The following is a 12652-nucleotide window of genomic DNA, read 5'->3' on the forward strand; positions in this document are numbered from 1 at the left end:
CATCAGGAGTCCTGCTCCTGGCGTGCGGGCGCAGTCGAGGCCGGGGGAGGGGAGTGGCTGTCGTGCCTCCGGCGTACCGGAGGCGGGGCGACTACGTCCGCAAACGACTACAGACGCGAAGAAGGGCGGCACCGTAGCCGGTGCCGCCCTTCTTCGGTGTTCACATGTCAGCGATCGCCGTTGTTGTCCTGTCGACCCGATGTGATTGCAGCGTCTTCGTGACCGTTGCCGTTGGAATGACCGTTCCCATTGCCATTGGCATGGCCATTCGAGTGGCCGTTGCCGTTCGAGTGGCCGTTGCCGTTCGAGTGGCCGTTGCCATTGGCATGGCCGTTGCCGTTGCCGTTCGAGTGACCGTTCGAGCCGCTACCGAGAATTCCCGCCTGGTAGTTGCGGAGCATCGCGAGCTGCTCGTGTTCACCCTTGTGCAGCGCGTCCTCGAGAGCCTTGCTCTGTGCCACCGGGTCCGGGGTGAACAGCGATCCCGAGCCGGGCTTTCCGGCCGAGCCGAGCTTGTTCATCTTCTTGGGTACCGGTGCGCCCTGGTAGTCGAGGGGAATCGGATGTCCGTGATCATCGACAGGTCCGAGCGGCTGGTGGATTTCCACGTACTGGCCGTGCGGAAGCCGCTTGATGATTCCGGTTTCGATTCCGTGCTCGAGCACTGCCCGGTCGCTGCGCTGCAAGCCGATGCAGAACCGGTAGGCAACGAAGTAGGCAATCGGAGGCAGGATCAAGACGCCGATTCGACCGATCCAGGTCATGGCGTTGAGCGAGATGTCGAACTTGTACGCGATCAGGTCGTTGACGCAGGAGAGCGTCAGAACGACGTAGAACGCGATGGACATCGCACCGATTGCCGTACGGACGGGCACGTCGCGGGGACGCTGCAGCAGGTTGTGGTGCGCAGTGTCTCCGGTGAGACGCTTCTCGATCCATGGGTAGGCGATCATGACGGTGAACACCAGACCCATGATCACGGCGACCCAGAACACGGCCGGAATGGTGTAGCGACCGGCGATGTAGATGTCCCATGCCGGCCAGAGTCGAGCCAGACCGTCGGTCCACATCATGTAGAAGTCGGGCTGCGAGCCGGCCGAGACCTGCGCAGGGTTGTACGGACCCAGGTTCCAGATCGGGTTGACCTGAAGCAGACCACCCATTGCGGCGAGAACACCGAAAGTCACGGCGAAGAATGCACCGGACTTGACCGCGAACACCGGGAGAATACGAACGCCGACGACGTTCGTCTCGGTACGGCCCGGTCCGGGGAACTGCGTGTGCTTCTGGTACCAGACCAACGCGAGGTGAGCTGCGATCAACGCCAGGATGATCGCGGGTAGCAGCAGCACGTGGGCCACGTACAGGCGCGGAATGATGATGGTGCCGGGGAAGTCGCCGTCGAAGATCAGCCAGTGCATCCAGGTGCCGACGATCGGGATGCTCATCGTGATGCCGGAGAAGGCTGCACGAAGACCGGTGCCCGAGAGCAGGTCGTCAGGGAGGGAGTAACCGAAGAAGCCCTCGAACATGGCCAGGATCAGCAGCAGGCAGCCGATGACCCAGTTGGCCTCGCGGGGGCGACGGAATGCACCCGTGAAGAAGATGCGCGCCATGTGCACGATGATCGAGGCGGCGAACATCAACGCTGCCCAGTGGTGGATCTGTCGCATGAACAGACCGCCGCGGACCTCGAACGAGATGTCGAGGGCAGTGGCGTACGCACGCGACATGGTGACACCGTTGAGCGGGGTGTATGCGCCCTGGTAGACGACCTCGCTGAGCGATGGATCGAAGAACAGGGTGAGGAACACGCCGGAGATCAGCAGGATCACGAAGCTGTACAGCGCGATCTCACCGAGCAGGAACGACCAGTGGGTGGGGAACACCTTGTTGATCTGACGGCGCAGTCCCGGTGCCAGGTGGTAACGACTGTCTACGTCGTCGGCCTGCTTGGCTGCGAGGGTTTGCAGTGAAGGACTCATGAATCACGCTCCGGTCGACGTTCCCAGAAGGCGGGGCCCAGTGCTTCGTTGAAATCTGCAGATGCCACTAGGTATCCCTCCTCGTTGACTGTGATGGGAAGCTGGGGCAGCGCGCGCGCGGCCGGTCCGAAGATCGGCTTGGCGTACTCGAGCGCGTTGAACTGCGACTGATGGCAAGGGCAGAGAATGCGGTTGGTCTGCTGCTCGAACAACGATGTCGGGCAACCCAAGTGCGTGCAGATCTTGGAGTAGGCGAAGTAGTCGCCGTAGTTGTAGCTCTCCTGGCCCTTGCGCTTGACGACCGTAGTGGCGTCGTCGGTACGCAGGCGGATGAGCATGACGGCGTTGCGAATGCCGCGCAACGACACGAGCAGTTCGTGCTCGCTCTCGCGGTCCGCTTCGCGGAACGGGAAGACGGTCTCCATGGCACCAGCGTCCAAGTCCTCGGGCCGAACGAGAACTACATCTTCCGGTCGCCCGGTGTCTCGTCGGAGGTAGATGGTCTCTCCATCGTACCGAGGAGTCCAGCCGGATACCCACAACGGAGAATCTTCGCCCTTGGCCCACGGATTCTTGATCAGTCCGCCCAGGGGGAGCAGTGCCATGACACCGAGTGCGCCGCCGCCGAAGAACAGTGAGCGCTTGATCACCTTGCGTCGACCGATGGTCGAGGTGTCGAGGGAGTCGCCGAGCTCGGCAACCAACGTCTTGCGGTCCGTCTCCGACGAACTTCCGTCGTGGCGGTCCTGGATGGAGACCTCTTCGGGGATGAACTTCTTGGTGAACTGCACGGCACCGACGCCGACGGCGAGAATTGCCAGACCCATCGTGCCGCCGATCAACGGCGTGTACAGCGAGTAGAGGTTGTAGTTCTCGTCGCCGATACCGGCGTACTGCCATGGCCAGAACAGGTAGATACCGATGAACGCGACGGCGGAGATGCCTGCGATGGCGAACCAGATCGCCACACTGCGCTCGGCCCGCTTCTCGGCGCGGGTGCCCTCTACTGCCCAGCGGTTTCGACGGAATGCCACGTCGACGCCGTCGAGGTTGGTGCCGAGCTCGACCAGTTCGTCGCGGCTCATCGCGGCGAGTTCCTCGTCGGTGTACTTCTTGTCCGCGTTCACGCCCTCGGCACCGGGTGCATCCTTGCGCCCGGATTCGTCATCGTTGTTCGCGTCCTTACGGCCGGAATCGCCGTCGCTCATGATCTAGCTCCGATCCACAGTGTTGCGCCGACGACTGCGGCGATGCCGACAACCCACAGGGCGATGGCTTCGGTGCCCGGTCCGAAGCCGGCCAGACCCCAACCGCCCGCGGCCTTCGTGTCCTGAGCCGACTTGACGTACGCGATGATGTCGGACTTCTCCTCGATCGTCAGCTGACGATCGGAGAACTTCGGCATGTTCTGCGGTCCGGTGACCATCGCCGTGTAGATCTCCTGCTCGTTGGCAGGGCCGAGATCCGGCGCGAACTTGCCGGAGGACAGGGCACCGCCCTGACCGATGAAGTTGTGGCAGGACGCGCAGTTCAACCGGAAGAGCTCACTGCCGCGCGCGATGTCTTCGCCGCGCAGCGATTCCTGAGCGATCTCGCCGTTCTCGTCGCGGATGACCGTGGGTCCGCCGCCGTTGGCGTTGATGTAAGCACCCAGGGCGTCGACCTGCTTGTCGTTGAACTTCGGCGGCTTCCGCAGCGCCTGTGCCTCGTTACGCACGGCCGGCATACGGCCACTCGAGACCTGGAAGTAGACAGCGGCTTCGCCGACGCCGATCAAGCTCGGGCCGCGATCCTGGACGCCCTGCAGGTTGGCACCGTGGCACGTCACGCAGGACGTGTCGTAGAGCTGCTTACCTTCGCGGATCAGCGCAGCCGAGTCCGTATCGGCGGTTGCGACCTGCGGGGTCGGGGTGAGGGCCGAAGCGAGGAATCCCGCGCTCAGAAGGCCCATCATCAGAACGAGAGCACCGGTGATGCGTCGACGCGTCTTACGCTGCCGTCTCGTCTTGGGGGCGGCTTTGTCGACGGATGCTGCTGGGGGAGATGTACTCATCTTCTATCCCTTGTCGTGTCGGGACGGGCCGAACGTCGGGGGCTGAATCCGTTCGTTCGTTATCTTTGGCGTGCTTGCTGTCACTAGCGGATGAAGTAGATCGTCGCGAAGAGGGCAATCCAGACGATGTCGACGAAGTGCCAGTAGTACGAGACGACGATGGCGGCGGTGGCCTGCGCGGGCGTGAACTTACTGACCAGGGTTCTGGTGATCAGGAAGACGAACGCGATGAGTCCGCCGATGACGTGCAGTCCGTGGAAGCCGGTCGTGATGTAGAAGACCGAGCCGTACACGCTGCTCGACAGCGTCGTGCCCTCGTGCACCAGGTGGTAGTACTCGTACGCCTGGCCGGACACGAAGAACGTGCCCATGGCCAGCGTGATGATGTACCAACGCCGAAGGCCGAAGACGTCGCCACGCTCAGCGGCGAACACGCCCAACTGGCACGTGAACGACGATGCGATCAGCACGGCCGTCACCGGAACGGCCAGAGTGAGGTTCAACTCGGTCGGTTCCGGCGGCCAATTTCCGTTCGCCTGGGCTCGTGCGACGAAGTACATCGCAAACAGCCCGGCGAAGAACATGAGTTCACTCGACAGCCACACGATCGTGCCGACGCTGACCATATTGGGACGGTTCAGCGAGTGCACGCGTTGGGTGATTGCCGATCCTTGAGTCCCTACAGCGCTCGTCACAGAAAGAAGTATGACCCGTCGTAGTACGGAAGGCATATCCGGGTCCGCTCTTGGCGCGTCGCGACGCAACGAATTCGTAAGCCTTGTAGTTCCCGGGCTGGTCAGGGGCCCCGTACGGGCCGGTAGGGTCCAGTCGTGCAAGGCTGGCCTCATGGCAAAGAGCACCGAAGGTGGGTGGTTTCGGCGGCTGTTCTCGCGGTCGACCGCAGAACGTCTGGACCCCACGCGCGAGGATCTGGTGATAGTGGCGAGTTGCTTCGACGACGCACAGGCATGCTCGGCTGTGCTCGACGATGCCGCGAGAACGCAGCCGGTGTGGACGGAGGCGTCGGACGTGCTGCTTCGGCATCATCTGTTGCTGCCCGCACACGAAGTGGAGGACGCCGCGTCCGTCGCGGCGCAGGACGGTTACGAAGTCGGACCGAACGTCGAACTCGCGGACAGTGAGGGCTACCGCCCGAAGGTCGACGGTGGCGTCCCACTGGTACTGCAACGTGTGCAGGTGCTCGACGCGCTGCACTGCTCGCAGGAGCGTTCGCGGATGGCCGGCCTCGCCCAGCGCCGAGCGGGTGCGGTGTTGGGGTGGGATGCATTGCAGCCTGCGCCGCCCGACGCAGCGTCTGGCTAAGCTTCCACGGCACCGAGTGCATCGACGGCAGAAGGGCACGGCAGAACCACCATGACCGCAGCGATCAGCGACGAACAGCCGCGAACCTGGCGTCGAATCCTCGGCGCGTTGACGAACCACACCGACCTGTCCAGCGCCGACACCGGCTGGGTCATGGACGAGATCATGGCCGACAACGCGACAGCCGCGCAGATCGCAGCCTTCGGCGTAGCGCTCAAGATGAAAGGTCCGACGCCGGCGGAGGTGAACGGGCTCGCCGAATCGATGCTGGCGCACGCAGTGCTGGTGCACACCGACACCGACGCCGTCGACGTCGTGGGGACCGGAGGGGACGGAGCAGACACCGTCAACATCTCCACGATGGCCGCCGTCGTCGTGGCTGCCAGCGGGATCCGAGTCGTCAAGCACGGCAACCGCGCAGCGTCGTCGAAGAGCGGCACGACCGACGTGCTCGAGGCGTTGGGTGTCCGCGTGACACTCGGGGCCGACGCAGTCGCGGCGAGCGTCGAGCAGATCGGCATCGGCTTCTGCTTCGCGCCGATTCACCACCCCGCACTGCGCTTCGCTGCCGCACCGCGCAAGGAAATCGGAATCCCCACGGTCTTCAACGTGCTGGGGCCACTGACGAACCCGGGCCGCCCGCGCGCAGGCCTGATCGGCTGCGCGTTCGAGAACCTCGTCCCCGTGGTCGCCGACGTGTTCGCCGCCCGGGGCAGCTCGGTGCTCGTCGTACGTGGCGACGACGGACTGGACGAGATCACTCTGTCCACCACCACCACCGTGCATGTGGTGTCCGGTGGTTCGGTGACCGTCGAGAGGATCGACCCGCTCGACTACGGCATCGCCCGAGCGCCCATCGAAGCTCTCAGAGGCGGAGACGCCGACTTCAACGCGGCCGTGGCGCACCGCGTGTTCGCCGGTGAACACGGCCCCGTCCGCGACGCAGTACTGCTCAATGCCGCCGCAGCAATGGCAGCGCACCACGGCGTGTCCGACGACCTCCACACCCGGATCGAAGCCGGATTGGCCACTGCCGCAAAGACAGTCGATTCAGGCGCGGCAGCACGGCTACTCGCCGACTGGGGTCGATGCACCACCGAACTCGCCGGCTGACGTCGAGCGCACCTACTCGCCTATCGAGAACCCCGCATCGACATCGGCACTCGAATAGGACTGAAACGCAATGTGAGTGGTGGTGCTGCGCACACCCCGCACACGATTGATGTGCTTGGTGATGACCTCTGCGATCGACGCATGATCACGAACCTTGACGATGGCGATCAAATCGACGTCCCCAGCACACGAATAGACCTCCGACACCCCGTCGACGTCGGCAACAGCCTGCGCCGCCTCCGGAATCAAGTCGGCCTCGGCGTCGATCAAGACGATGGCATTGATCATCTGTGCTCCTCAAGCATCTCGAGCTCGGTGTCCGACGCGAGCTACCCCCAGACCCTAGTTGCTGCCGTACTCCAGGAGTCGTCCCGCAGGCTCCACTCCTGCCCTTACTAGTCGTTCCGCAGGCTCCACTCCTGCCCTCATTGGTCGTTCCGCAGGCTCCACTCCTGCCCTCGCTGCTTCTCTCGCCGTCCGACACCACGACTCCCACGAACCCGCCGACCGTGCCGGGCTGCAGTACCCACTGCTCGTGCGCACGATCCGGACTCCGTCTGTGCGCAACCAGGCCGCGATCAGTCCGACTTCCTCCGGCGGCGCGCCGCGAAGCGGGGTCGTATCGGGCAGCACCGTTTCGGCCGACGCGGTGATGGCATCGACAACGGGCATCGGATGCACTCCGCGCGGCGCGACGGCAGCGCCGGCCAGACGGCCGAAGCGCACCACGATCAATTCCCACCCGCCGTCGGCCGTCCGCTTCGCCGCAACGAGTTCGGCAATGGATGCCACTGCTGCCGATCGGTGCATCCTGCGTAGTGCATCGACGGTGATCGCGATTCGGTCGCGCAGACGAGCGGCCGTCTCGTACAGCTCCTTGTCCGCGAGCTCGCCGACGCGGCGGCGCATGGAGTACAAAACGGTGTCGTCCTGACCGCACACGAGCGCGAGAAACTGCGTCGGGGCGTCCGAGTACTCGTCGGCCGTCAACGGGCCGGACAGTGCCGCAGGGCAGCCTCCGACGTCGGTTGCCGGGCAGTGGTCACCGTGGCGAACCGAGCGAGCCAGACGTCGCGTGCACGTTCGTAGGCGGCAGAACTCCGCGACGAGCGCAGCGGCTTCCGCGGCGTCACCGCGAACCGAGAACGGTCCGAGACTGTTCGGTGTCGGTGTGCGAACGATCGACAGGCGAGGAAACGCCTCGTCGGTCAGGGTGATCCACCACCCCTTCCTGGGGAACTTCGAGCGGCGGTTGTACGGCGGGATGTGCGCCGAGAGCAGACGTAACTCGCGGACCCCGGCCTCGAGCGCGTGCGCACACTCGACGTGGTCGACGCGAGTGGCCAGTGCCACCATCTCCTTCATCCGGCCTCTCGTCTCCGAGCCGGTGAAGTAGTTGCGCACACGTCGCTTGAGGTTGTTGGACGTACCGACGTACAGCACCTCGTCGGACGGGCCGCGGAACAGATAGACACCGGGCGTACCGGGAAGATGAGCGGCCAGGCCGCGTTTGGCGCGCTGGCCGGCTGATACCGCGGGTAGGTAGTCGACCAACTCGGCGTAGCTGTGGACCCCCTGATTGCCGACGCGTTCGATGAGGCCGTGCAGAACGTCGACGGTCGCCCTGGCGTCGTCGAGCGCGCGGTGGGTAGGCCTGGTGCCGGATCGGAACAACGTCGACAGCGCGGACAGCTTCACCGACGGAGCCTCGTCGCGCGTCAGAACTCGACGAGCCAGCTTGACCGTGCACAGCACCTGAAACCGTGGCCACGCGATGTCGAGACGACTGGCGGCGGCTTTGAGGAATCCCGTGTCGAAGCCGGCGTTGTGCGCCACCAGCACCGAACCTCGTGCGAATTCGAGGAAACCGGGAAGAACCCGTTCGATGCGCGGCGCGCCGATGAGCATCGCCGATGTGATTCCGGTCAGCTCCACGATGTACGGCGGGATGGACCTGCCCGGGTCGATCAGTGTGGCGAACTCGCCGAGAATTTCGCCGCCTCGAACCTTGACTGCCCCGATTTCGGTGATGGCCTCGGTGTCCGCGCTTCCGCCGGTGGTCTCGAGGTCGACGACGACGAACGTGGTCTCGTGCAGCGGGGTATCGAGTTCGTCGAACGTCAGCTGGATGGGCAGGCTCACCGGGACGACGTTAGGGCCGACCTCCGACAAGAACGCTCATCGCGCCGTCGAACGTCGTCGTGTCGTGAAACCTGTCGGTGCCCGACGCTATCTTTCGCTTCGTCGGCCGATTCGGCCGCCGGAAACCGCAAAGAGACAAGGATCACAATGATCATCGACTGCAGTGACTGCCTGGTCCGTGACATCGCCTGCGCGGACTGCGTCGTGACGGTGCTTCTGGGGGCTCCGGGGATGCCGACGAGATCGGACGGGCGGTGGGTCGGTCCGCCGTCTCGTATCACTCTCGAGCAGGAAGAACTCGGCGCCATGGGCGTGCTCGCCGATGTCGGTCTCGTGCCCACTCTCAAGCTCGTGGTGAACGACGACGACGCCGCCGAGGTTCCGTTGTTATCGACTCGTGACACACCGGGGGATCAGCGCGCCGGCTAGCGAGAATCGAGCCGAATCCACTCCCGTCGGCGAGTTGGGGTCGACACGGGGGTATGCCATTTCGTAACCTTCCTGAGACCTTGCGGAGTCTCGCCAATCCAAACCGGAGCGGCGTCGCAAGTCACCGCCTAATCGTTCACTCGCGAGAGTGTTCGTACCGGGAACCCGATATCTACTGGGGTGAATCCCGCTGAGCCACCACACGGTGGCCGGTGGGTAGGGCTGCTCTTCCCAGCCCGAACCCGTCAGCTAACTCGGTCGGCGGACGATAGGAAGAAACGGAGCACCATCTTTCGTGGCGTCACAACTTTCCAACCGATCATTGCGGCGAGTTCTCGTAGCCGGAGCGCTCACGGCAGGCGTGGTCATTCTTCCCGCTGCACCCGCAATGGCGGCCCCCCTCACCATTCCCGGCGTCGGAACCTTCGAGATTCCTGACATCCCGGGCCTCCCTCCCCTCAACATTCCGGGTGTGCCTGCGCCAGGTGCGCCGTTGGCACCGCAGGTCACCCCGGCAGCGAAGGCCGTTCAGGCCGCAGAATCCAAGATCGGAGCACCGTACGTGTACGGCGCTTCCGGTCCGGATTCGTTCGACTGCTCGGGGCTGATCCAGTGGGCCTACAAGCAGGCCGGCGTCAGCCTGCCCCGCACGAGCTACGACCAGGCAGCCGCGGGCACTCCGGTCTCGCGTGACAGCTTGGCACCCGGTGACGTCGTCTCGTTCTACGACGGCTCGCACTCGGGCATGTACATCGGCAACGGCAACGTAGTGCACGCATCCACATCCGGCGTGCCGGTCAAGGTTGCTCCGCTTGCCTCGATGCCGTTCGATGGTGCTCGCCGTTACTGATTCGAGCGACCCACGTCTGCTGTGATCGACCGACAGGGTCGAGCCGTGTATCGGCTCGGCCCTGTCGTCGTATCCGGACACGGACCGCGCGACACGCCGGTCCGGTGGACAGGGAAGCATCCAGTTCGTAATCTGATCGAGACCTGGTCGATGTTTACTTTGTGACCTGTCACCTGAAACCCCCATCGATTTCGGACCGTGTTCACGTCCGCGCCGGTAAGAGCATGGGTATGGTTCGTTTCCGGTCTACTTTTCCAACCGTTGCCTCGGTCGAGGCGACATGTGTGAGGACGGAGAGTCGCTTTCCGTGGCGATATCGAGATCTACCCGTGCGTTTCGGCTGGCCCGTAATTCGGTGGTTGCTGTAGCACTGACCGCATGCATCGCCGTCGTGCCGATGACGACGGCGACCGCGCAGCCGGGATTCGACTCCCCGTCCGACGCACAGGCACAGCTTGCCGAGCTCTCCGACGAGTCCGAACAGACCAACGAAGCAATACACAACGCTCAGATCGATCTCGATGCCAAGAACCAGCAGCAACTCGACGCTCAGGTCGTCGTCGACCAGAGCCGTGCCGCCCTGGACGCAGCGAAGGTTCAGTTGGCGCAGCTCAAACCGGCCATGGACAAGGTCGCCAACGTCAACTATCAGGGTGCGCGAACCAACCGACTGTTCGCCGTCATGGTCAGCGACTCGCCACAGCAGTTGCTCGACCAGATGTCGGCACTGGACGTGATCTCTGCGGAGACCGCCGACCAGGTCGCTCGATTCAAGCAGGCGAGCTCGGATGCAGTGACGGCCGAGCAGGCCGCGACGACGGCCGCCGACCAGGCACGTGTCGCCGCCGAACAGGCCAAGGCCGTCAGCGACGACCTTCAGGCCAAGCAGAGTGAGCTGCAGGGTCAGATCGCCGAGGTCATGGCCGCCTACAGTGCCCTCTCGTCCTCGGAGCAACTGGCTCTGGCCGGTTCGGCCATGCCCGACGGCTTCGACCCCACGACGATTCTGCAGAACCTGACGCCGGGATCGGGTGCCAGTGCGTTGCAGGCCGGCCTGACGCAGATCGGCAAGCCGTACGTCTGGGGCGGAACCGGCCCGGATGGCTTCGACTGCTCCGGGTTGGTCGTGTGGGCGTACAAGCAGGTGGGCAAGACGTTGCCGCGATCTAGTCAGGCACAGGCAGCAGGCGGAACTCCGGTCGATCAGAAGGATCTGCAGCCGGGGGACGTCGTCCTGTTCTATCCGGACATCTCGCACGTCGGCATCTACGCCGGAAACGGCAACGTGCTGCATGCCTCCACCTTCGGTGTCCCCGTGAAGGTGCAGTCGATGGCATCGTTCCCGTACTACGGGGCGCGTCGATACTGAGGGTGTGTCTCGACGATCGACGAATGGCGGCATGAGCGCCCCGAACCGGCCATCCGGGTTGCATGTTCTCCTCCGATCGTCATTGCTGCGCTGGCTAGCGGTCGTGGTCGTCGCACTCGTGGCGGTCTCGGTCGTCCTGATTCACCGATTCGACGGCACGTCCAGCGCAGGGACCGCCGACGTGACAGTCGCTCAGGACCCGCCGACCTACGATCAGCAGCGCCGCGCCGATGTGACCGTTCTCCTGGACCAGTGGGCCCGTGCGGTTCGCTCAGGCGATCTCGATGCACTGCGGGAGTTGATGGATCCGCAGGCCGACCCCGACTTCGTGGAAGCACAGGTTCGCCGGGCAGCAGTGGTACCGGGCGTCCCCTTCTCCGAGTTCGACTACGACCTGGGTGACGAGCCCGAAACTCCGGTGCCGCCGCCGATCGCCGAGGCGCTGGATTCCACCGATGTCTGGGCACCCTCGGTGTATCTGCGGTACGCGGTCACCGGGCCGGACGCCTCGCCGACGCGTCGGCCGGTCTCACTCGTCGTCGCCGAGCGGGACGGTCGATGGCGGCTGGTCGACGACGCGGACCTGACCGAATACCGACGCCACACCTGGTGTGGGCCGTGGGATTTCGGGCCTCTCACTGTGCGTTCGGTGCCCACCGCAGCCGGTACATCGGTGGTCATGGGGCATCCGGACCGCGAGCAGTTCGTCGAGAGCCTTGCGGCCGAACTTCCGTCGGCAACCGCGGCCGTCACCGATTTCTGGGGAGACGACTGGGCGCGCGACGGGCTGGTTTTCGTCGCATCCTCTGCGGAGGAGTTCGCCGAACTGACGGGGTCCGATCCGTCCACCGATGTGGCCGCGGTGACGGTGTCCGACGCGGTTGCGGGCGACGGCTCCCGTCCGACGGGTCAGCGGGTGGTGTTCGGTCCCGACGCCGCGTCGCGGTTGACGCCGTTCACTGTGCGCTCGGTTCTGCGACACGAGTTGACTCATGTGGCAGCGAGGGCGCGGACGTCCGACGGTACGGAGTTGTGGGTGTCGGAGGGGTTCGCCGACTATTCCGGTTACCGGAATTCCGGCGCCGAGTTCGCGCAATTGGCCCCCACTCTCGCGGCGATCGTGGCGGCGGGTGGGCCGCCGACGGTGCTGCCGAAGAACGAGGATTTCGGTGCCGGCGGTGCCAGGTCGAGTGTGGCCTACGAATCGGCGTGGTCGGTGTTCGCATTCGTGGCCGATCGGTTCGGGGAACCGACGCTGCGCACTCTGTACGAAGCGCTCGCGTCCGAGAGCTCCTCAGATTCTGCCTTCGCGTCGGTGCTGGGGTCGAGCCGCGCACAGTTCGTGGCCTCATGGGGCGACTGGGTGGCTCTCCAGTCCCGCTGAGACG

General features: G+C 64.6%; 12 protein-coding genes and 1 riboswitch. Of the genes, 6 read left to right on the plus strand and 6 right to left on the minus strand.

The window, feature by feature from the left end; genetic code table 11:
- Positions 1–167: 167 nt before the first annotated feature.
- From R4P57_RS20095 to R4P57_RS20110, 4 genes are all read right to left on the minus strand, one after another.
- Positions 168–1985 carry a cytochrome bc complex cytochrome b subunit gene (locus tag R4P57_RS20095; RefSeq protein WP_317804605.1) on the minus strand — a complete coding sequence of 606 codons (1818 nt, stop codon included), beginning with the start codon at positions 1983–1985 and terminating at the stop codon, positions 168–170.
- Positions 1982–3193, minus strand: coding sequence for a ubiquinol-cytochrome c reductase iron-sulfur subunit (locus tag R4P57_RS20100; protein WP_317804607.1), 1212 nt, complete (start codon positions 3191–3193; stop codon positions 1982–1984). Before R4P57_RS20100 ends, R4P57_RS20095 begins: the two co-directional genes overlap by 4 nt.
- On the minus strand, positions 3190–4038 hold the full coding sequence (locus R4P57_RS20105) for a cytochrome c (protein WP_317804608.1): 849 nt from the start codon (positions 4036–4038) through the stop codon (positions 3190–3192). The genes R4P57_RS20100 and R4P57_RS20105 overlap by 4 nt, the downstream gene beginning before the upstream one ends.
- An 83-nt stretch (positions 4039–4121) precedes the next feature.
- Entirely contained in the window at positions 4122–4733 is a 612-nt protein-coding gene (locus R4P57_RS20110) for a heme-copper oxidase subunit III (protein WP_317804609.1), read from the minus strand.
- Positions 4734–4884: 151 nt separating this feature from the next.
- Between R4P57_RS20110 and R4P57_RS20115 the strand changes: the two genes are divergently transcribed.
- Positions 4885–5361, plus strand: coding sequence for a hypothetical protein (locus R4P57_RS20115; RefSeq protein ID WP_317804610.1), 477 nt, complete (start codon positions 4885–4887; stop codon positions 5359–5361).
- A gap of 51 nt (positions 5362–5412) precedes the next feature.
- Entirely contained in the window at positions 5413–6474 is a 1062-nt protein-coding gene (trpD, locus tag R4P57_RS20120; RefSeq protein ID WP_317804611.1) for an anthranilate phosphoribosyltransferase, read from the plus strand.
- 12 nt (positions 6475–6486) lie between these two features.
- On the opposite strand, the gene R4P57_RS20125 is transcribed toward trpD, so the two are convergent.
- Together R4P57_RS20125 and R4P57_RS20130 are read right to left on the minus strand one after the other, a co-directional pair.
- Positions 6487–6762, minus strand: coding sequence for an Lrp/AsnC family transcriptional regulator (locus R4P57_RS20125; RefSeq protein WP_027497377.1), 276 nt, complete (start codon positions 6760–6762; stop codon positions 6487–6489).
- Positions 6763–6816: 54 nt separating this feature from the next.
- On the minus strand, positions 6817–8616 hold the full coding sequence (locus tag R4P57_RS20130; protein ID WP_317804612.1) for a DEDD exonuclease domain-containing protein: 1800 nt from the start codon (positions 8614–8616) through the stop codon (positions 6817–6819).
- 147 nt (positions 8617–8763) lie between these two features.
- Between R4P57_RS20130 and R4P57_RS20135 the strand changes: the two genes are divergently transcribed.
- The 4 genes from R4P57_RS20135 (at position 8764) to R4P57_RS20150 (ending at position 12648) form a co-directional block, all read left to right on the plus strand.
- Positions 8764–9045 (plus strand): hypothetical protein, encoded by a 282-nt coding sequence (locus R4P57_RS20135; protein ID WP_317804614.1) that lies wholly within the window; start codon positions 8764–8766, stop codon positions 9043–9045.
- Between the two features lie 115 nt (positions 9046–9160).
- Positions 9161–9322: riboswitch (cyclic di-AMP (ydaO/yuaA leader) on the plus strand.
- 18 nt (positions 9323–9340) lie between these two features.
- Entirely contained in the window at positions 9341–9895 is a 555-nt protein-coding gene (locus tag R4P57_RS20140) for a C40 family peptidase (RefSeq protein WP_317804615.1), read from the plus strand.
- Between the two features lie 307 nt (positions 9896–10202).
- A complete protein-coding gene (locus R4P57_RS20145) occupies positions 10203–11264 on the plus strand; it encodes an NlpC/P60 family protein (protein WP_411742397.1) in 1062 nt (353 codons plus the stop codon).
- A gap of 31 nt (positions 11265–11295) precedes the next feature.
- On the plus strand, positions 11296–12648 hold the full coding sequence (locus R4P57_RS20150) for a hypothetical protein (protein WP_317804617.1): 1353 nt from the start codon (positions 11296–11298) through the stop codon (positions 12646–12648).
- The last annotated feature ends 4 nt before the right edge of the window (positions 12649–12652 follow it).

Origin of the sequence: Rhodococcus sp. IEGM 1330 (assembly GCF_033142445.1) — a bacterium.
In the GTDB taxonomy this organism is placed as follows: Bacteria; Actinomycetota; Actinomycetes; order Mycobacteriales; family Mycobacteriaceae; genus Rhodococcoides.